This is a genomic window from Bradyrhizobium yuanmingense, assembly GCF_025200905.1.
GTDB classification, from domain to species: Bacteria; Pseudomonadota; Alphaproteobacteria; order Rhizobiales; family Xanthobacteraceae; genus Bradyrhizobium; species Bradyrhizobium yuanmingense.
On record NZ_CP104173.1, the window covers coordinates 4,381,731 to 4,403,014 of the forward strand.

Below are 21,284 nucleotides of genomic sequence, written 5' to 3' on the forward strand. Positions count from 1 at the left end.
CACCCCGCGGCCAGTGCAACAATGGTTATGCATTTCGCGGGCCAACTCTGATTCGCAACGTCGGGCCTCGCCTCACCATCAGAGCGTCACGACGGTGTCATGGACAAACCGGAACAACGACGGCTCGCAGCCGCCGCGACCGGCCGGCAAACTGCCTCGTTGCGCGCAGGGATGGGCTTTGGCATAAAAGCGGGACCGGTTGCGCCATTGGGCGATGGCGGCCGGCCTACGGGACGTTATGAAAAACGGCCTCTATTCAATTCACGTCACCCTGCTCGATGGTCGAGTCGGCAAGGGCAGCGGCGTGATTCTCTTCCGCGACGGCAAGATTCTCGGCGGCGATGCCTACCTGTATTACACCGGCAGCTACACGGTGAAGGACAACAACAGCTTCAAGGGCGAGGTGCTGGTGCAACGGCACACCTCGCCTCGAGGCGATGACAATCCGCTGTTCGGCGGCCCTGCCCCTGTCGGCATCGGCGTCACCGGCACGTTCACGGACACGCGCGGACAGATGACCGGCACCGCGCTGGTCGGCAAGGCCAGCCAGATCTTCGGCGCGACGCTGCACAAGCTTGCAGACGTCGATTAGCTATTCCGCGGCCTGTTCGAGCGGCGCCACACGCGGCAGGATCATCTGGATGCGCGTACCGCCACCCGGTTCGGAATCGAGATCGAGCCGGCCACCGAGCCGGTTGGTGACGATGCTGTAGACGATGTGCAGCCCGAGGCCGGTGCCGCCTTGGTCGCGCCGCGTGGTGAAAAACGGATCGAAGGCGCGGCGACGGACGTCGAGCGACATGCCGCAGCCATTGTCGGAGAAGATGATCTCGACGTTGTCCTTGCCGGACTCGCGCACCTGGATCTCGATCGTCCCGGGCCGGCCGTCCGGGAAGGCGTGCGCCACCGAGTTCAGAAACAGATTGGTCAGCACCTGGCCGTACGGGCCGGGATAGCTGTTCATGGTCAGGTCCGGCTGACACTCGACGTTGAGCGTCAGATTGTGCTTACGCAGGCCCGGCCGCAGGCTCATCACCACCTGCTCGGTGAGGTCACCGAGATCGAAAGTACGCTGATCCGAATAATTGCGGTCGGCGGCGACCTGCTTGAACGACTGGATCAGCTCGGCGGCGCGGTTGAGATTGGAGACGAGCTGCGAGGACGCATCGCGGCTGGTGCTGAGGAAGTCGTTGAGCGTGGAGCGGCGCAGCTCGCCGCGCTCGACTTCGGCGGTGAACATGGCGGTCTTGCGCTCCAGCGCGGAGGCGACGGTGAGACTGATGCCGACGGGATTGTTGACCTCGTGGGCGACGCCGGCGACGAGGCGCCCGAGCGCGGCCAGCTTCTCGGCCTCGATCAGGGAGGCCTGGGTCTCGCGGAGATTGCGCAGCGCGGTTTCGGCGGCTTCCTTGGCCTTGCGCATCTCCTGCTCGCCGCGCTTGCGCTCGCCGATATCGAGCGCAACGGTCACGATCCGCTCGATCTCGCCCTCGGCGTCGAGCAGCGGCAACTTGTTGACCAGCCATTGCCGCATGTTGCCGGAGGCGTCCTGATACTCCTCCTCGTAGAAACCGAGACCTTTTCGAAGCTTGAGCACCCGCTTGTCGCTCTCGTCCGACTTGGATGCGCCGTAGCGCGACATCAGGTCGGCCGTGGTGCGGCCGAGCGCCTCGCCGGGCTCGATGCCGAAGATGCCGGCCATGTAGCGGTTCATCAGCACGTAGCGCAGATTGCGATCCTTGACGTTGATCACCGCCGGCACGGTGTCGATGACCTGCTGGAGCAGGCGCCGGCCTTCGGCGATGGCTTCCTCCGCCCGCTTCTGGTCGGTGATGTCGCGCAGCGTGCCCTCGTAGCGGATGATGTTGCCCGCTTCGTCTCGCACGCCCGTGGCGCTGTCGGAGAGCCAGAGGATGTCGCCGCTGCGCTGGCGCACCTGATACTCGAACTCGCGCACCATGCCGTCGCGCGCCATCAACCGCTGGTATTCGGCGCGCGCCTCGGGGTGGACGTAGATCGTGTGGGCGATGTCGCTGATGCTGTCGATCAGCTGCTGCGGGCTGTCGTAGCCCATCATGCGCGCCAGCGCGGGATTGGCGTTGAGGAGGTCACCGGCCGGGGTCGTCACGTAGATGCCGTCGATGGAGCCTTCGAACAGTTTTCGATAGCTCTCCTCGGCGAGCCGCTGCTCGGTGAGCGCGCGCACCGCCGCCTCGCGCGCGGTGTCGGCCTCCTCCAGCGCGCGGCGAAACACTTCGGCCGCCCGCGCAATGTCGCCGATCTCGTTGCCGAGGTCGGCGGACGGAATTGAGACATCTTTCCGGCCGGCGGCAAGCGCGCGAATGGATCGCGCGATCTGGGCGAGCGGACGCACCGTCCTGCGAACCACGAACCAGGCAGCGCCGATGCCGATCAGCACGCCGACCGTGCCGAGCACGATGCTCTGCCATCGCGCCTCGGTCAGTGTCCGGGCGAAGTCGCGCGACAGCACGTGACCGCGTCGGGAGCTGACCTCGCGCAGCAATTCGGTGACGCGGCCGATCAGCCGTCCTTCCGTTCCCAGCACCTCGCGATCGATGTCGGCGATCTGCCGCTCGCGGACGGCGACGGCCATGATCGCCTCGGCATAGTCGTTCACCGCCGACTTCAGCTTGGCATCGGCAATATCGAGCCCCCGCATTCCCTGTGCAGCCTGCTCGGCTGCGGACGGGTTGCGCGCGAGCAGCCCGATCGCGATCCGGCCCTGTGCCTCGGACAGGCGGGACGCCAGCTCGCGGTCCGCGGTGCCTTCAACCGCTGCGTCGAATTGTTCGCGCAGCGGCGGCAGTCCGGCGAGCAGCTGGGCGCGGCGGTCGATCAGCGTGGAGATCCGCTCGAGGCCGGAGCGATAGGTTGCGAGCCGCTCGGTGACCCCGTCGAGCATGTCCTGCTGCTCGGGCGCGAGCTCGATGCGGGTCTTCTTCAGGATGTCGCTGAGCGTCGAGGCCGCCTCGCCGACCTGCTGGAACTGGATGCCGGCACCGGGATCTGTGACGAAGTCGCGCGCGGCAAGACGCAGTTCGTTCATGCGGCGATCGATGTCCTCGGCGAGGTCACCGACGCTCTGCAGCCGCTGCAGCTCGGCGAAGGTCGAATCGATGTGCCGGATCGCAATCACGCTCGCAGTCGAGGTGACAATGATCACCGCCAGCACCAACAGGAAGCTACCGAAGGTGAGCTGGCCGATGGAGAGCGAGAAAGTTCGCCTTTTCTCAGGGGACGGCTTCAATTCGGCGGACATTGGTGGTTTGAGGACCGGACTGCTGGAGGTCCAATATACGACGTAATGCTGCCCGGGGGGAACATGCCTCGGGACGCGGAATATCGTTAATATCGGGACTTGGCGCCCGCTTCAGCTTTACGACAGTTTGACGATGGCTGCCCCTGCGGCCCGGGATTCGTCGATACTTCGTTGCGTGTCGAAGTGTACTAGCCGACGGCCCCGACCTCGAACACCTCGCCGTCATAGCCGGCCTCGCTGGGGATGCGGAGCTGACGGCCGGTTTCGGTTTTGGTCATCACCGGCATCACCGTAACGATCGAGAGGCCGCGGGCGTGCTCCAGCGCCGCGCTCACGCTTCCCTGCTTGGCGAGCCGGATCAGGTTGCGTGTGGTCGGGAACGGCAGCTTGAAACGGCCGCTCTCCCCGCCCTCCACCGCCTCGCGCGGCGACACCCAGATCGAATCGGTGGATTCCCGTCCGTCATGGGCACCGAGCTGGTCGGGCGGTGCCGCGGCCAGGAAGAACCAGGTGTCGAACCGCTTCGGCATGCCCTCGGGCGTGATCCAGTGCGCATAGGGCACGAGCGTGTCGAGCGCGAGCTGGAGATTGTTGTCGGCGAGAATGCTGAGGAAGCTGATCTTGTGCTCGTTCAGCGCAACGCGATGCTTGTCGGCGATCTCCCCTGCTCGCCCGGCATCGATTGGCGTACCCGTGTCCTTCGACCGCGCCAGCAGGATCCCGCTCTCCTCGAAGGTCTCGCGGATCGCGGCGATCCGGAAGCCGCGGTCCGCTTCGCTGAGGCTTTTGCCGCCCGAATAGAGGTCGGCGCGGGCGACGATCTCGTTGTCGCCGGCATCGACGCTGCCACCGGGAAACACCAGCGCGCCCGAGTTGAACTCGATCTGATGATGGCGGACCATCATGAAGACTTCGATTTCCTTAGCGCCGTCGCGCAGCAGGAGGATCGTCGAGGCCGGGCGTGATGCTGATGTCTCGGCCATGCAACTAGCCTGCGGCGCTGGATTGCGGGCCGAGATTGGCGCGCTTGTCGAAACGGGCGACCCGCGACAAGAGATAGTCGACCTCGGCCTTCGCCGTCGCCGTCATCGTCGCACCGGGCTTGCGCTGCGCGCTGGAGGCGATGATGCCGCGCTTCTGCAGCACGTATTTGCGCACGGTGAGGCCGACGCCGGGCTGCTGCTCGTAACGGATCAGCGGCAGATGCGCGTCGAAGATGTCATGCGCAGCGTCGCGCTTGCCGGCCTTGGAGAGGTCCACGACGTCGATCAGGAGCTCCGGGAAGGCGTAGCCGGTCATGGCGCCGTCGGCGCCGCGCTCCATCTCGAAGTCCAGGAAGGTGCCGCCATTGCCGCAGAGGATCGAGAGCGGACGGAGCGAGCCGTCCTTCTGGAAGCCGCGTAGTGTCGAGATCTTCTCCAGGCCCGGCCAGTCCTCGTGCTTGAGCATCACGCAGTTCGGATTGTCCATGACGATCTTGCGGATCACGGCGGGGGTGAACACCACCTGCAAGGTCAGCGGATAGTCCTGCAGCACCCAGGGCACATCAGGGCCGATGGCTTCCGCCGCCTGCTTGAAATAGCCGATGATCTGGTCGTCGGTGCGAAGCGAGGGCGGCGGCGCGATCATGACGCCGGCCGCGCCCGCATCCATCGAAGCCTTGGCCAGCGAACGCATGGTGGCAAAGCCCGGCGCGGAGACGCCGACGATCACCTGCATCTTCTTGGCGCGCTTGACGTAGCGCACCGCGACCTGCTCGGCCTCGACGGCATCAAGCTTGGGGGCTTCACCAAGAATGCCCAGCACCGTGACGCCGTCGCAGCCGACCTCCTCGTAGAAATCGGTCAGGCGGTCGATCGAGCGCTCGTCGATCCGGCCGTCGTCGTGGAACGGCGTCGGCGCGATTGCGAAAGTGCCCTTGGCGTCGGCGGTGAGTTTCATCGGTCCTCGTCTTTCTCTAATCTGTCATTCCGGGGCGCGACGCAGTCGCGAGCCCGGAATCCATAACCACGATCCGGAGTATGGATCCCGGGCTCACGCTTCGCGTGCCCCGAGATGACGGCCTTCTAAAACCGCCGTGCCCCCATCTTGATCTGCTCCTCGGAGAAGAAGATCTCCTTGGCATGATCGACAATGTCCTGGGCGTTCCAGCCCGAGTGCGGCGGCTTCCAGCCTTCCATTTCCATCATCCGCATCTCGCGCACGCCGCGGGGCCCGGACACGCCCAGCACCTTGCCGGTCTGGTCGCCCGACAAGTCGCTGACCATGTATAGCACGGCCGGCGCGATGCCGTCCGGCCCGAGCGCGGCGCCGGGGTTCTCCTTATAGCGGGGCAGGTCTGCGGTCATGCGGGTCAGGGCGCCCGGGGCCAGCGTCCAGATCCGGATGTTGTACTTGCGGCCCTCGATCGCGAGCACGTTGGACAGGCCCCAGATGCCGCCCTTGGCCGCGCCGTAATTGGTCTGGCCGAAATTGCCGATCAGCCCTGACGTCGAGGAGGTGTTGACGATGACGCCGCCGCCGTTTTCCCGCATCCAGCGAAACACCGGCATGGTGCAACAAAAGGTACCCTTCAGATGGACCTTGATGACCTTGTCCCAGTCGGCCTCGCTGGCCTTGTGAAAGGTCTGGTCGCGCAAAATGCCGGCATTGTTGACCAGGATGTCGGCCCGGCCGAAATGCTTGATGGCGTCGTCGAACACCGACTGGCCGCCTTCCATGGTGGAGATGTCGGCACCGTTCGCGACCGCCTTGCCGCCCTGGGCCCTGATCGCGTCCACGACCTGCTGCGCCATGGACTTGTCGGCGCCGGAGCCGTCGCGGGGACCGCCGAGATCGTTGACCACGACCGAGGCCCCCTCCCGCGCAAACAGCTTTGCATAGGCCTCACCGAGCCCACCGCCCGCGCCGGTGATCAGCGCGACCTTGCCGTCGAGTAGTCCCATGGTGGCGTCTCCCTGTTTGTTTTCTTTCTAACCTCTCCCCGCCTGCGGGGAGAGGTCGGATCGCTCTTGCGATCCGGGTGAGGGGGTACAGGTCTCAATACCGGCCCGACTCGTGGTGAGAGCCCCTCACCCCACCCTCTCCCCGCAAGCGGGGCGAGGGAGTGAAACGCCGGTGCCCACTAACCCAGCACCGTCTTGCCGTTCTTGATCACCGTCACCCCGCGCGACTTCACCTTGGCTTCGAACGCGATCACGTTGCCGTCCTTCCAGAGGTCCATGGTCACGGTCTCGCCGGGATAGACCGGCGAGGAGAACCGCGCGACGTGCTGACGGAAGGCGCTCGCATCGTAGTCGGCATAGGTCTGGAGCACGCCGCGGCAGGTGATGCCGTAGGTGCACATGCCGTGCAGGATCGGACGCGGGAAGCCGGCTTTCTTGGCGAACTCGGGATCGGAGTGCAGCGGGTTGCGGTCGCCGCAGAGGCGATAGACCAGCGCCTGGTCGGGGCGCGTGGTGATGTCGATGGTCTTGTCCGGCTCGCGCGATGGGATCTTGTGCGGATCGGGCTGGGTCAGGTTCGGCCCGCCGAAGCCGCCATCGCCGCGGGCAAAGCGCGAGGCGACCAGCGTTGCCAGCTTCTCGCCCTTCTCGTTCTTCAGCACGGTCTGGTGAACGATGACCACGCCCTTGTCCTTGCCCTTGTCGTAGACTTCGAGCACCGAGGAGTCGGCGGTGATGTTGGCGGCGACCGGCAGCGGCTGGTGGAAGGTGATGTCCCGTTCGCCGTCGACCACCATGACGCGGTTGAGATTCATCTCGCCCGGGCCCGAGCCCCAGGCCGCGACTGAAGCAAAGGTCGGCACCACCTTCAGCGGCCGCGGCGTGAACGTGCCCTCGTTGACGAAGGCGAGCTCGTTCTCGTCCATGGGATCGGCGCCGAGGCCGATGCCGTAGGCGTAGAGCATGACCTCGCGATCGGTGTAGGCGTATTTCTGGCCGAGATTTTTCAGGCCTTTGAGCTCTTCGTATCTGGCGGACATTCTTCTGGTTTCTCCCGGGATTTCACCGGCGCTTACTGATGCGCCCTCTCCCCTTGCGGGAGAGGGCTCCGAGGTGCCGGCCACATACGCGTTTGGGTGAGGGGTTGCTTCCACGTTGAAGATTCTCTCCGTGGAGAGAACCCCTCATCCGGCGCTTCGCGCCACCTTCCCCCGCAAGGGGGGGGGAAGGAAGAAAGCAATCAAGCCACCGTGAAGAACGGCAGCGGGGCGCCGTCGGTCGGCTTGAACACCACCTTCACCTTCTGGCCGATCTTGAGCTTCTCGAGATCGCAGTCGACGAAGTTGGTCTGCACCGACGGCCCCTCCTTCAGCGTGACGTAGCCGATGGCGTAAGGGCCGGTCGGCGATTTCCGCATCAAGCTGTAGGTGTAGATCGTGCCCTCGCCCGAGGCCTGCTCCCACACCGTCTTGTCGGAGTAGCAGAACGGGCAGATCGAGCGCGGGAAGTAATGCGCTTCGCCGCAGGCGGTGCAGCGCTTGATCATGAACTTGCCCTCTTTCGCGGCGTCCCAGAACGCTGATGTCTCGGGATTCGTCACCGGGGCCGGATACTTTTTCACTTCGCTCATCACACGCGCTCCAGAATGGCGGTCGAGGCGGCGTGGCGGACGCCGAGCAGGCCGCCGGTGCCGTGGGCGATGGCGAGATCGCAGTTCTTGACCTGCACCTTCGGATGCGCCTCGCCGCGCAGCTGCCTGACGGCCTCGAGGATCTTGGTCATGCCGCCGCGGTTGACGGGGTGGTTGCTGCAGAGGCCGCCACCATCGGTGTTGAACGGCAGCTTGCCGACGCCCGAGATCAGGTTGCCGTCGGCGACGAACTTGCCGCCCTCGCCCTTCTTGCAGAAACCGAGGTCTTCGAGCTGCATCAGCACGGTGATGGTGAAGCTGTCATAGATCGAGGCGTATTTGATGTCCTTCGGCGTGATGCCGGCTTCCTCGAACGCACGCGGGCCGGACCAGACGCCGGCGGAGTACGTGAGATCGAGATCCTTGCCGCCGCGCGGGCCCTTCATAGCCTCGCCATGGCCGATCAGGCGCACCAGCGGCTTCTTCAGGCTCTTGGCGATCTCGGGCGTCGTCACGATCAGCGCGCCGCCGCCGTCGGAGACGACGCAGCAATCCATGCGATGCAGGGGATCGGAGATCATCGGCGAGTTCAGGACGTCCTCGACGGTGACGACGTCCTTGAGCATCGCATGCGGATTGTATTGCGCGTGATGCGAGGCCGCGACCTTGATCCAGGCGAGTTGCTCGCTGGTGGTACCGTAGTCGTGCATATGGCGCATGGCACACATGCCATAGGCATTGTGCGTTGTCGCCCCGTAAGCGGTTTCGAAATCGACCTCGGCGCCGGCTGCGCGCGGCGGCATCGCGCCGGTGCGCGGCTTGCCGGCGAGCGTCACGAGCGCGATCGAGCATTTGCCCGCGGCGATCGCCTCGGCGGCATGGCCGAGATGGATGATGTAGGAGCAACCACCGGTCTCGGTGGAATCAATGTGGCGAAGCTTCTTGGTGTTCAGGCCGAGATAATCGACCATCGGCCAGGCGCCGCCGGGCGCGTCGCCCGCACAGAAATAGCCGTCGATATCATCCTTGCTGATCCCGGCATCCTCGATCGCGCCCTTGGCGACCTCGGCGTGGAGCTGGGCGGTGGATTTGTCCGGCGCATGCCGGGTCGGGTGTTCGTAGATCCCGGCAATGTAGGCCTTGCCCTTGATGGTCAAAACTTCAGTCTCCGCTCGCGTCTCGTTCGTGGCTCTTTTTTTGGCTCTTTTTTCTGAACCGCACCGGGCTGATTGGCAAGCGCGGAAATATTCCGCCCCGCGAGAGGGTAGCGGATTGGCGCAAGGGGAGCACATCCGAAAATCCGCCCCAGATAGCAAGCGAACCTGCCCGCCGCGTCGTCATTGCGAGGAGCCCTTGCGACGAAGCAATCCAGAGCCCCCTCCATTGAGGAATTCTGGATTGCTTCGCTACGCTCGCAATGACGGAGTTTGTTGCCACTGATGGCGCTGCTTCAACTCAAGACTCGCTCGCAGACACACGCCCGCATCCTCGCGGCACATCTCGCCCGAGTTTTGCTCCCGTCTTGCTCCCTCCGAAGACAGAGGGCGCAGGGAAGACCGGGTGCCGGCTGGGCACCCACGGTCCGCTGTGCGCGAATTGCGCGAAAAACAGATGCACAGCGGCATACAGGTGAAGCCCAACATCCGGCCTTCCCTGCGCAGTGGCTTTACGGCTTATGTCGCGCTCTCCCCGGGGAGCGATGCACTATTGCCCCCGTCGCCTTGCGAGAGAGACCCGCACGACTTGACGCACAGACCCCGGGCGTCAGGACCACACGATTTTGCCGTACGCGAGACCGCGCCCGTCGTGCGCGCGAAAGACTCGCGCGACGCAGCCCGCGTCCACCGCCGCTCACCCCGCGTTTCGTGACGATCGCGATACGCCCCTCTGAGAGGGATGAGGTGGCGGAGAGATACGATAATTCCGAATTTCGGTAAAGCGGAATGTTTTTGCGCGCGCGGATTGACCATGGCTTGGGTGTTTTGCCCGGCGGGCAACGCAACGGATGGTGTCGTAGCCCGGATGGAGCGCAGCGCAATCCGGGGCCGTCACCCGCGGAGGCACTCGTCCCGGATTACGCTGCGCTCCATCCGGGCTACTACGCCTACTCCGCCGCGATCTGCCGGGGCGCCGGCGGCGGGTTGGCCAAATCCGCGGCGAGCTGGGCGTAGCGGGCCTTGGCGTCGTGTACGGCCTTCTCCTTCACGGGGCCGTAGCCGCGGATGCGGTCGGGCAGTGAGAGCAGCTCGACCGCGGTGTCAATCGTGAGCGGCGACAACAGGCCGAGCACGGTGGCGACGTCCTTCTCGTAGCTGGCGATGAGATCGCGCTCGAGCTTGCGGTCGGCGCTGCGGCCGAAGATGTCGAACGGCGTGCCGCGCAGGAACTTGAACTTGGCCAGCACTCGGAAGACCTTCAGCATCCACGGGCCGAAGGCGCGCTTCTTCGGGCGCCCAAGTGCATCGACACCGCTGCTGAGGATCGGCGGCGCGAGATTGAAGTTGAACTTGAAGTCGCCCTCGAACTGGTCGCGGAGCTGCTGCTCGAAGGCGCCGTCGGTGTAGAGGCGCGCCACTTCGTATTCGTCCTTGTAGGCCAGGAGCTTTGCATAATTCACGGCGACCGCGCGCGGCAGCGCATCGCCATAGCCGCCCTTCGCCGCGGCGTCGCGGACCTGGTCGACCAGCTTGCGATAGCGCCTGGCGAGACGAGCGTTCTGGTAGGCGGTCAGATGCTTGGCGCGGTGCTCGACGACCTCGTCCAGCGTCATGGCATCCAGCGCCTTCGGCGCGACCACTTCGTCCCCGCCCTTCAGCATGTCGGCAAGGCGCTTGGGGTCGGCGACTGCGAGGCGGCCGAGGCGGAAGGCTTCCTTGTTCATCTTGATCGAGACGCCATTGACCTCGATCGCCTGCTCGATCGCTTCCGCGGAGAGCGGCAACAGACCCTTCTGATAGGCATAGCCCATCATCATCATGTTGGTGGCGATGGCATCGCCGAGCAGCTGCTCGGCAGGCTTGGTGAAGTCGAAGAACACCGAATCCTTGTGCAGCGCCGTTTCCAGGAGCCCGTTCAGCTTGCGGGTCTGGAAATTGAAATCGCGGTTGAGGATGAAATCGGCAGTGGGAATGACGTGGCTGTTGATGATGCCGTGGGTGCGGCTGGTGTCACAAAGGGTGATCGTGTCCTTGGCGACTGCGACGACTTCGTCGGCGGCGAGCACGAGATCGGCCGTGCCGGTGACGATGCGCGAGCAGGTCACCTCGGCCGGATGATCTGATAGCCGCACATGGCTGAGCACCGCCCCGCCCTTTTGCGCGAGGCCCGACATATCCAGGATCATCGAGGCCTTGCCCTCGATATGGGCGGCCATGCCGAGCAGCGCGCCGATGGTGAGCACGCCGGTGCCGCCGACGCCGCCGACGGCGATGTTATAGGGCTTGTCGAGCGTCGGGCGCGAGGCCGGCTCGGGCAGCGCGCCGATTTCGGCGAGCTCGGCTGGTGCACGGTGGCGCGGCGCGCCGCCGTCGATGGTGACGAAGGACGGACAGAATCCTTTCAGGCAGGAATAGTCCTTGTTGCAGGATGACTGGTTGATAGCGCGCTTGCGGCCGAACTCGGTCTCCAGCGGCTCGACCGAGATGCAGTTCGACTGCACCGAGCAATCGCCGCAGCCTTCGCAGACGGTCGGATTGATCATGACGCGGCGCGCCGGGTCCTCCATCAGGCCGCGCTTGCGGCGACGGCGCTTCTCGGCGGCGCAGGTCTGCACGAAGACGATCGCCGAGGTGCCCTTGAACTCGCGGCACATCTTCATGACGTTGTCGAGCTCGTCGCGGTGATACTTCTTCACGCCGGGCGCGATGGTATCGGCCGGGTAAGCGTCGGGGTTTTCCGAGACCAGATAGAGCTCGCGGATGCCTTCGGCGTAAAGCTGCTGGGTGATCTGCTGCGGCGAGAGATCGCCGTCATGACGCTGGCCGCCGGTCATGGCTACCGCATCGTTGTAGAGGATCTTGTAGGTGATGTTGGCCTTGGAGGCGATCGCCTGGCGGATGGCGAGAATGCCGGAGTGGAAGTAGGTGCCGTCGCCGAGATTGGCGAAGATGTGGTTCTCGTTGGTGAAGGGCGCGATGCCGACCCAGGGCACGCCCTCGCCGCCCATATGCGTGAACGTCTCGGTCGAGCGGTCCATCCACAGCGCCATGAAGTGGCAGCCGATGCCGGCAAGCGCGCGGCTGCCTTCGGGGACTTTCGTCGACGTGTTGTGGGGGCAGCCGGAGCAAAAATACGGGGTTCGGGAGACAGGGGCGACCGCCTGCATCTGGGTCGCCTGGCGGCCGTTGAACCAGTCGGCCTTGGCGCGGAGCATCTCCGCGATTTCGGGGTTGAGATCAAGTCGAAGCAGGCGTTCGGTCAGCGAGGTCGCGAGCGAGGCGACGCTGAGCTCGGCGGCGAAGGTCAGGAAGCGCTTGTCGTGCTCGTCCATCTTGCCGACGATGCGCGGGCGCACATCGTCGCGCCAGTTGAACAACACCTGCTTGACCTGGTTCTCGACGATCTCGCGCCGCTCCTCGACGATGAAGATCTCCTCCAGGCCGACGGCGAATTCATGCACGCCTTCGGGCTCGAGCGGCCAGGGCATGCCGATCTTGTAGAGACGAAGGCCGATTTTGGCGGCGACCTCCTCGGTGATGCCGAGCTCGCGCAGCGCCTGACGAACGTCCTCGTAGCTCTTGCCAGAGGCCATGATGCCGAAACGGGCGGTCGGCGAATCCATGGTGACGCGGTTGACCTTATTGGCGCGGGCAAAGGCGATGGCGGCAAAGCCCTTGTAGTCCTGCAGGCGCCGGTCCTGCTCGAAGCGGTCGTCGGGCCAGCGCAGGTTGAGGCCGCCGGGTGGCAGCTCGAAATCGGTGGGAATGATGAACGGCTTCATCTCGTCGGTGAGGTCGATCTCGGCGGTGGTCTCCACCGTCTCCGTGATCACCTTCATGCCGACCCAGCAGCCGGAATAGCGCGACATCGCGATGCCGAGCAGGCCCATCTCGATCATCTCGTGGATGCTCGACGGGTAGAGATACGGCATCAGTGCCGACATGAAAGCATGGTCGGACTGATGCGGGACGGTGGAGGATTTCGCGCCGTGGTCGTCGCCGGCAAGGCACAGCACGCCGCCGTTCTTGGCCGAGCCCGCGGCATTGCCGTGACGGAACACGTCGCCGCAGCGGTCGACGCCCGGGCCCTTGCCGTACCAGATGCCGACCACGCCATCGTATTTGGCGCCGGGCGAGAGGTTGAGCTGCTGCGAGCCCCACACCGCGGTCGCGGCGAGGTCCTCGTTCACGCCGGGTTGGAACTTGATATTGTACTGCTCGAGATGCTTGCGCGCGGCGAACAGCTGCTGGTCGTAGCCGCCGAGCGGCGAGCCGCGATAACCGGAGATGAAGCCCGCGGTGTTGAGGCCGTTGGCGCGGTCGCGCCGGATCTGGGCCATCGGCAAGCGGACCAGGGCCTGGATGCCCGTGGTGAAGACGTGTCCGGTCTGCTGGGTGTACTTTTGATCGAGACTGATCGGACCCTGGTTGATGCCCATGCTGTCCTCGCTTGCGCCCTGTTCAGGTCTTGCTGACTTAAGTCGTTGCCTGCCCATTGGTTTTAGCTAGGGCGCGCCGACTAACTCCGCCACTCTATGTCGGATATTTCATGCTCCGCATCACAATTCTGGACCAAAGGAGGCCCCGGGTAAAAATCGCAATTTCGTGGCCTGAAACACGTTGGCGATTTTCAGTTTGTGTCACCATACCCCCATCGCGGCGAAATGAATCGACGCTTCCCTTCACGCAGGTAGGGTCGATGGGTCGCAGGGGAGGCTGTCGATGCGGACGATTCTGACGGGCCTGGCGCTTGTGGGCTTGGCATTGTGCAGTGCGGTTGCAAGTACGGTCACAAGCGCGGCCGGCGCCGCCGGACCATCGCCCGAGCTGATCGCCTATGGCAAGGCGCTGGCCGAGGCCGGCGACTGCGCGGGCTGCCACACCGCCGATCCGGCCAAACCGTTCGCGGGCGGCAAGCGCATCGACACGCCCTTTGGCGCGATCTATGCGCCGAACCTGACGCCGGACCGTGACACTGGCATCGGCGGCTGGACGGATGCCGATTTCACCCGCGCCTTGCGCACCGGCGTCGCGCCCGACGGCTCGAACTATTACCCGGCGTTCCCCTACCCCTACTTCACGAAGATGACGAAGGACGACACGCTGGCGATCCGCGCCTATCTCGGCACGCTGGCGCCCGTCACCAGCCGCAACAAGCCGCCGGAGCTGCGCTGGCCGTTCGGCTATCGCGGCCTGATGCGGCTTTGGAACGCGATGTATTTCAAGCCCGGCCTGTTCGAGCCGGACCAGACCAAGAGCGCGGCCTGGAACAGAGGCGGCTACCTGGTCACCGGGCTCGGCCATTGCGGCGCCTGCCACACGCCCAAGAATTATTTCGGCGCCGACCGGGATGCGCAGGCGCTGTCCGGCAACGCGGTCGGCGGCTGGTTCGCACCGCGGCTCGATGGCGCCGCCCGCACCGGGCTGAAATCCTGGAGCGAGGCCGATATCACGGAGTACCTGCAAAGCGGGCGCAACGCCAAAAGCCACGCCGGCGGGCCGATGGCGGAGGTCGTCGTCAACTCGACCTCGAAGATGAGCGATGCCGACGTGCGCGCGATCGCGACCTATCTGAAGAGCCTGCCGCCGGCCCGGCGCGAGACCATTGTGACGCCGCCGGACGCAGCCGAGATGAAGGCCGGCCAGGCGGTCTACGCAAAGCTCTGCATCGCCTGCCACGAGGCCGACGGCACGGGAGCGCCACGGATCTATCCGCCGCTGCCGGGCAATGCGCTGCTGCAATCGAACAATCCGTCCTCGACCTTGCGCATCATCCTCGACGGTGCCCACACCGTGACGACGCCGCGCGCGCCGAACACCGGCGAGATGCCGGCTTACGCCAAGCAGCTGTCCGACGCCGAGATCGCCGCGGTGACGAACTACATCCGCAATTCCTGGGGCAATGCCGGCCCGCTGGTGACACCGGCACAGGTGGCAAAAGCAAGGAAGCGAGAGGCGAATGGGGAATAGCGAGTGGCGAATGGCCCAGAACCATTCGCTATTCGCCATTCGCGCGCGACAGCGCTCACCGCTCTTCATCCCCCGTGAACACGAATTTCGGCATCTCCCATTTGTAGCGCACCGCAAGCAGGCGGAAGCTGATGCCGAGGACAAATGTCAAAATGGTCCAGAGCTCCGCGTTGAGCTTGAGACCGAACGCGGTCGCATAGAACAACCCCGTCACCACCGAGACGCTGGCATAGAGCTCGGAGCGAAACAGCAGCGGCACGTCGTTGCAGAGCACGTCGCGCAGCACGCCGCCGGCGCAGCCCGTCACCATGCCCGAGACGATGACGATCGGCAGCGAAGCATCCATCTGCCAGGCTACGTCGCAGCCGGCCATGGTGAAGACGACGAGACCGATGGCATCGAGCACGATGAAGGCGACCTTCAGCCGGTGCACGAGGCGCGCAAACAGGATGGTGAGGAAGGCGGCGCCGCCGGCGAGCGCGAGATAGATCGGGTTCTGCACCCAGGCCAGCGGATAATGTCCGAGGAAGAGATCGCGCAACGTGCCGCCGCCGAGCGCGGTGATGCAGCCGAGGAAGCAGACGCCCAGCCAATCCATGCTGCGGCGTCCGGCAGCGAGCGCAGCCGTCATGCCCTGCGCCGCCACCGCGGCCAAGGACAGGAAATGCAGCACGCTATCGGTAGGCGGCAGGCTCCACATCGCGTGTTCCCTCCTCCATGGCCCTCGAACTCAGGCGTGGGTTCCCATGGAACAGGTTCCCGATTCCCCACACCGAGGCAACATGCGACGAAAGCACCAAGGCGGCGGAACAGAATCTCGCACCTGAGGGTTGTCCCGGGGTCATAACCGAGGAGACCAAATCGATGGCAGACGACCGTTTTCCCAACGATCCGTACCGCCCGAACCTCGCCGACGATGAGTACTCTCGCGCGGCGCGCCGGGATGCCGACCTGCAGGCCGATCCCGAGCTCGGGGAAGGCCCCGCCTCCAGCGGCAAGATCGCGCTGTTTGCGGTCGCTGTCGCCCTGGTGCTGGGCGCAGTGTTCTACGGCTTGAACAATTCCAGCACCACCAACGAGGCCAGCAACACACCGGCCTCGCAGACTGCGCAGACGCAGCCGACCAATCCGGCCGCACCTCCCGGCATGCGTGACGTGACGCCGCGCAGCAACACCGAGCCGGGCGTGACCACGGGTGCAGCGCCGAACAGGCCGGCCCCGAATACGCCAGCTCCGTCCGACGGCGCGAAGTAACATTTCGTAATGATGCGCGAGAGCGGCGGGATGCAACATCCCGCCGCTCTTCGTTTGGCTAAAGCGCGATGGGATTAGGATGAATCGTCATCGCGCTTTAGGTTATTGTTTGAGCATGATCTTCTCGGAAAACCGCCACGCACTTTTCCGGATCATGCTCTACCCGAACATCTTGTTGAGCTCGCCGCCGGGATAGCCGCCGCCGAGCTCGGTGAAGGTCCCCTTCTCCGCCATCTCCTTGGCCGCGCGCATGAAGCCGCCCCAGGCGGCGCGGGCGAGCGAGCCGCCGACGCTGATGCGGCGCACGCCAAGATCCTGGGCTTCCTGCAGCGACAGGCCGGAGCCGCCGATCAGAAGATTGAACGGCTTCGGTGCGACCGCCTTGACCACCGCGGCGATGTCCTCGCGGCTCTTCAGACCCGGCGCATAGAGGCAGTCGGCGCCGGCATCGGCATAGGCGGTGAGCCGGTCGATGACGAGCTTGAGATCGGTCACGCCCCACAGATAGGCCTCGCAGCGGCCGACCAGCAGCGTGCCGCTGTCGCCGATCGCCTTGCGCGAGGCCTTGATGCGCTCGACGGCCAGCGCGCGATCGTAGAGCGGCTTGTCCTTGTCGCCGGTGGAATCCTCGATCGAGAGGCCCGCAACGCCGGTGCGCACACCGCGCTCGACATTGTCCGCGACCTTGTCGGGCTCGACCGCAAAGCCACCCTCGAAATCGGCGTTCACGGGGATGTCGACAGCCGAGCTCAATGCTGCCAGATGCTGACAGACGTCCTCGACGGTGACGTGGTTGTCGGCCTTGCCGATGGTCCAGGCAAAGCCCGCGCTCGATGACGCGATCGCCTTGAAGCCGAGATGCTGCAAGGCTTTCGCGCTGCCGACATCGACCGGATTGGGCAGGATGAAGCAGCCGCTCTCGTGCATCTTCCTGAACGTCGCGCGCTTGTCAGCGGTCGTCACGTGCATGTTTCTCTCCCTTGTTAGCCGCGCAGAGATAAGGCTGCGTGCCCGGCCGCGCCAGTGTCTCCGCCCTCAAAGGCGAGCGGAGCAATCAAGACCACTGGAAGTAAATGCTGCCATCGGCTATCTGACGGCATGTTCCTATCGATTGCGACCACCCATCAACCGGCCACCGACCTCGGCTACCTGCTCAACAAGCATCCCGAGCGGATGCATGAGCTCGAGCTGACCTACGGCAAGGTCCTTGTATTCTATCCCGAAGCCCGCGAGTCGCGCTGCGAGGCGGCGCTGGTGCTCGACGTCGATCCAGTCGGCCTCGTCAGGGGCAAGGGACAGGGCGAAGGGTTGCTCGATCAATACGTCAACGACCGTCCGTACGCGGCCTCCTCGTTTCTCTCGGTAGCGCTGAACAAGACGTTCCGGACCGCCATGAATGGCGTGAGCAGCGCGCGGCAGGAGCTCGCCGACAGCGATCTTCCGCTGGAGGCCGTGGTCACCCCGCTGCCGATGCGCGGCGGCGAGCGCGTGGTGCGGCAGCTGTTCGAACCGCTCGGCTGGCTCGTCGACCTCGAGCCGGTCCCGAGCCCGAACGTCGACACGGCCGGCAAGGCCTATGCACGCCTGCGCCTGAGCGGGACGGCCCGGCTCAGCGCCCTCCTCAATCATCTCTACGTGCTCATCCCGGTCATGGACGACGCCAAGCATTATTGGGTGGGCGACGATGAGATCGACAAGCTGCTCAAGCGCGGCGAAGGCTGGCTTGAACAGCATCCAGCCAAGGAGCTGATCGTCCGTCGCTATCTCCGTCATCGCGGCACGCTGGCACGCGTTGCGCTGGAACGCCTTGCCCCCGAGACCAAGGACGATCCTACCGAGCCCGACGAGCGCAGCGGCGACGAGGACACGCTCGAGACGCCGATCCGGCTCAACGACCAGCGGATGGCCGCGGTCGTCGAGGCGCTGCGTGCGACCGGCGCCAAGACCGTGGCCGACCTCGGCTGCGGCGAAGGCAAGCTCTTGCAGCACCTCCTCCGCGAACGCTGGGCCGACCGGCTGATCGGCCTCGACCCTGCCGTGAACGAATTGCAGCGGGCCGTACGGCGCCTCAAGCTGAACCTGCCCGGCGGCCCGCCGGAAGGCCGCGTGTCGCTGCTGCACGGCTCCCTGACCTACTACGACAAGCGCTGGGCCGAGGCGGATGCCGCAGCGCTGGTCGAGGTCATCGAGCACCTCGATCCCGACCGCCTTCCGCTCGTCGAACGTGTCCTGTTCGGCGCGGCGCGGCCGCGCGCGGTCGTCGTCACCACGCCCAACGCCGAATACAACGTGCTGTTTCCGACGCTCGCGGCGGGCAGCTTCCGCCATCGCGACCATCGGTTCGAATGGACCCGCACCGAGTTTCGCGACTGGGCGGACAGGATCGGCACGGCGTACGGCTACCGCGCCGAATTCAGCGACATCGGCGCGAGCGACCCGGCGCTCGGATCACCCACCCAAATGGCCGTCTTCACGCGATAGCTTCAAACGATGAAACTCGAGATTCCCGACTTCTCGCTGGTCGTGCTGATCGGCTCGACCGGATCCGGCAAATCCACCTTCGCGGCAAAGCATTTTCTGCCGACCGAGGTGATCTCGTCGGATTATTGCCGCGGCCTGGTGGCGGACGACGAGACCAACCAGAGCATCAGTGCGGACGCCTTCGACCTCGTGCGCGAAATCGCCGGCAAGCGCCTGAAGCATCGCCGGCTTGCGGTCATCGACGCAACCAACGTCCGCCCTGCCGAGCGCAAGGGCTGGGTCGAGCTGGCGCGCAAATGGCACGCCCTACCGATCGCCATCGTGTTCGATCCAGGCATCGACGTCTGCATCGCGCGCAACAAGGAGCGTCCCGACCGCGCGTTCGGCGGACAGGTCGTGCAACGCATGGTCTCGGAGATCCGGCGCGGCTTCGGCGGCCTCCAGCGCGAAGGCTTTCGTCAGGTGTGGAAGCTCTCGGATGTCGAGGCCATCGACGCCGCCACCATCGCGCGCCAGCCGCTCTGGACCGATAAACGCGGAGATCACGGCCCGTTCGACATCATCGGCGACGTTCACGGCTGCGCAGACGAATTGCAGGCGCTGCTCGCGCTGCTCGGCTACGGCGTGCAATGGTCGGCTGACCGTAGCGTCACCGTGACGCCACCCGAGGGACGGAAGCTAGTCTTCGTCGGCGATCTCGTCGATCGCGGCCCCAACACGCCGGATGTGCTGCGCATCGCAATGAGCATGACGGCGGCCGGCACCGCGTATGTCGTCCAGGGCAATCACGACCGCAAGCTCCAGCGCTGGCTTGCCGGCCGCAAGGTCACGGTTGCGCATGGCTTGCAACAATCGATCGATCAACTCGCCCATGAGGACCGCGGCTTCCGCGACGGCGTCGCCACCTTCCTCGACGGGCTCCGCAGCCATGTCTGGCTCGACGGCGGACGGCTTGCAGTTGCGCATGCCGGGCTGAAAGAAGACATGATCGGCCGCGGCTCGGGCGCGGTCCGGGAATTTGCGCTGTTCGGCGAGACCACTGGCGAGATCGACTCCTACGGCCTGCCGGTCCGCGCCGACTGGGCGGCCAAGTACCGGGGATCGACGACCGTCGTCTACGGTCACACGCCGGTGGTCCGGGCCGACTGGGTCAACAATACGCTCTGCATCGACACAGCCTGCGTCTTCGGCGGCAAGCTGACGGCCTTGCGCTGGCCCGAGAAGGAGATCGTCGAGGTTGTGGCGGAACGCGTTTGGTCCGAACCGGTGCGGCCGCTGGCAAGCCCTGCCGACCCAGCTTCGGCCCAAGCCGACGCCGATCAGGTGCTTGACATCGAAGACGTCGTCGGACGGCGCTGGATCGAGACCGAGCTGCGCGGCCGAATCGTGGTCGCGGAGGAGAATGCGACTGCGGCACTGGAGGTGATGAGCCGGTTCGCGCTCGCACCGCAATGGCTCGCTTATTTGCCACCGACGATGTCGCCTTCGGAAACCAGCGCGCGCGAGGGTTGGCTGGAGCGGCCCGAAGAGGCTTTTGCGCATTTTCGCGAACGCGGCGTCAGCGAGGTGGTGTGCGAGGAGAAGCACATGGGCTCCCGCGCGATCATCGCGCTGTGCCGGACGGCGAGCGCGGCCGCTGCCCGGTTCGGCGTGCCCATCGGCGAGACTGGCGCGATCTGGACCCGGACCGGGCGCGGCTTCTTCAATGACGCCGCGACGACCGAGGCGCTTTTGGCACAATTACGGCACGCGGTGGACGGCGCGCGCCTGTGGGAGGAGCTTGGCAGTAACTGGCTGCTGCTCGACGCCGAGATCATGCCCTGGTCGGCCAAGGCCGGTAGCCTGATCGAAAGCCAGTACGCACCGGTTGCCGCCTCGTCCGCGGCGGGACTGTCCGCGGCGGCGGACGCACTGACGCGTGCCACCAAGCGCGGTCTCGACATCGCCGGCCTTCGCGATCGCTTCGCCGACCGCCTTCTGCGCGCGGAGCGCTATGGCAAGGTTTGGGCGCCCTATATCTGGCCGGTGAGCGGCGTTGCCGATCTCAGGGTTGCGCCGTTCCATCTGCTCGCAAGCGAGGGACGCGTCTGGTTCGACCATGATCACGTCTGGCACATGAAGCTCGCCGACCGGCTGGCCGCCGCCTCCGACGCGGTCATCAGGAAAACGCAGTGGCGCACGGTTGCTCTCGACGACGAGCCCGCCATCGGCGATACCATTGCCTGGTGGGAAGCCATGACGAACCAGGGCGGTGAAGGGATGGTGGTCAAGCCACGCGACTTCATTGCTCGCGGCAAGAAGGGCCTCATTCAGCCCGCGCTGAAGGTGCGCGGGCGCGAGTATCTTCGCCTGATCTACGGTCCCGAATACGATGCGCCCGAACACATTATCCGGCTGCGCCAGCGCAATCTCGGCGGCAAGCGCAACCTCGCCCTGCGCGAATTCGCTCTCGGCCATGAGGCGTTGAAGCGCTTTGTCGCCCGCGAGCCGCTCCGGCGGATTCACGAGTGCGTATTCGCCGTGCTGGCACTTGAGAGCGAGCCGGTCGATCCGCGGCTCTGAGGCTT

15 protein-coding genes are annotated in these 21,284 nt (G+C 65.3%); 5 read left to right on the forward strand and 10 right to left on the reverse strand.

What is annotated here, in order from left to right; all coding sequences use genetic code 11:
- Positions 1-238: 238 nt before the first annotated feature.
- Positions 239-592: a GrlR family regulatory protein gene (locus N2605_RS20575; protein ID WP_036011154.1), complete on the forward strand. Its 354-nt coding sequence runs from the start codon at positions 239-241 to the stop codon at positions 590-592.
- Here N2605_RS20575 and N2605_RS20580 read toward each other — a convergent pair whose 3' ends face one another.
- From N2605_RS20580 to N2605_RS20615, 8 genes are all read right to left on the reverse strand, one after another.
- A complete protein-coding gene (locus N2605_RS20580) occupies positions 593-3,280 on the reverse strand; it encodes a PAS domain S-box protein (protein WP_036011152.1) in 2,688 nt (895 codons plus the stop codon). It lies immediately after the preceding gene.
- Positions 3,281-3,468: 188 nt separating this feature from the next.
- Entirely contained in the window at positions 3,469-4,263 is a 795-nt protein-coding gene (locus N2605_RS20585; RefSeq protein WP_260342475.1) for an NUDIX hydrolase, read from the reverse strand.
- A 4-nt stretch (positions 4,264-4,267) separates the two neighbouring features.
- The gene (locus N2605_RS20590; protein WP_225139885.1) at positions 4,268-5,221 is read right to left on the reverse strand and encodes a dihydrodipicolinate synthase family protein; all 954 of its coding nucleotides are present in this window, start codon (positions 5,219-5,221) and stop codon (positions 4,268-4,270) included.
- A 125-nt stretch (positions 5,222-5,346) separates the two neighbouring features.
- Entirely contained in the window at positions 5,347-6,225 is an 879-nt protein-coding gene (locus tag N2605_RS20595; RefSeq protein WP_057029663.1) for an SDR family oxidoreductase, read from the reverse strand.
- A 179-nt stretch (positions 6,226-6,404) separates the two neighbouring features.
- Entirely contained in the window at positions 6,405-7,265 is an 861-nt protein-coding gene (locus N2605_RS20600; RefSeq protein WP_260342478.1) for a MaoC family dehydratase, read from the reverse strand.
- A gap of 200 nt (positions 7,266-7,465) precedes the next feature.
- Positions 7,466-7,855 carry a Zn-ribbon domain-containing OB-fold protein gene (locus N2605_RS20605; protein ID WP_036011139.1) on the reverse strand — a complete coding sequence of 130 codons (390 nt, stop codon included), beginning with the start codon at positions 7,853-7,855 and terminating at the stop codon, positions 7,466-7,468.
- On the reverse strand, positions 7,855-9,012 hold the full coding sequence (locus N2605_RS20610) for a thiolase domain-containing protein (protein ID WP_057029662.1): 1,158 nt from the start codon (positions 9,010-9,012) through the stop codon (positions 7,855-7,857). The genes N2605_RS20605 and N2605_RS20610 overlap by 1 nt, the downstream gene beginning before the upstream one ends.
- Positions 9,013-9,959: 947 nt before the next feature.
- A complete protein-coding gene (locus tag N2605_RS20615) occupies positions 9,960-13,451 on the reverse strand; it encodes an indolepyruvate ferredoxin oxidoreductase family protein (protein ID WP_260342482.1) in 3,492 nt (1,163 codons plus the stop codon).
- A 283-nt stretch (positions 13,452-13,734) separates the two neighbouring features.
- Here N2605_RS20615 and N2605_RS20620 point away from each other — a divergent pair, with 283 nt between their 5' ends.
- Positions 13,735-14,982, forward strand: coding sequence for a c-type cytochrome (locus N2605_RS20620; RefSeq protein WP_036011115.1), 1,248 nt, complete (start codon positions 13,735-13,737; stop codon positions 14,980-14,982).
- Between the two features lie 55 nt (positions 14,983-15,037).
- Here N2605_RS20620 and N2605_RS20625 read toward each other — a convergent pair whose 3' ends face one another.
- Positions 15,038-15,682: a trimeric intracellular cation channel family protein gene (locus N2605_RS20625; RefSeq protein WP_036011112.1), complete on the reverse strand. Its 645-nt coding sequence runs from the start codon at positions 15,680-15,682 to the stop codon at positions 15,038-15,040.
- A gap of 164 nt (positions 15,683-15,846) precedes the next feature.
- Between N2605_RS20625 and N2605_RS20630 the strand changes: the two genes are divergently transcribed.
- Positions 15,847-16,236 (forward strand): hypothetical protein, encoded by a 390-nt coding sequence (locus N2605_RS20630; RefSeq protein WP_036011109.1) that lies wholly within the window; start codon positions 15,847-15,849, stop codon positions 16,234-16,236.
- A 159-nt stretch (positions 16,237-16,395) separates the two neighbouring features.
- On the opposite strand, the gene N2605_RS20635 is transcribed toward N2605_RS20630, so the two are convergent.
- Entirely contained in the window at positions 16,396-17,205 is an 810-nt protein-coding gene (locus N2605_RS20635) for an isocitrate lyase/PEP mutase family protein (RefSeq protein ID WP_057029659.1), read from the reverse strand.
- A 129-nt stretch (positions 17,206-17,334) separates the two neighbouring features.
- Here N2605_RS20635 and N2605_RS20640 point away from each other — a divergent pair, with 129 nt between their 5' ends.
- Entirely contained in the window at positions 17,335-18,717 is a 1,383-nt protein-coding gene (locus N2605_RS20640; RefSeq protein WP_225113210.1) for a 3' terminal RNA ribose 2'-O-methyltransferase Hen1, read from the forward strand.
- Positions 18,718-18,726: 9 nt separating this feature from the next.
- Positions 18,727-21,279: a polynucleotide kinase-phosphatase gene (locus N2605_RS20645; protein WP_225185636.1), complete on the forward strand. Its 2,553-nt coding sequence runs from the start codon at positions 18,727-18,729 to the stop codon at positions 21,277-21,279.
- Positions 21,280-21,284: the final 5 nt, after the last annotated feature.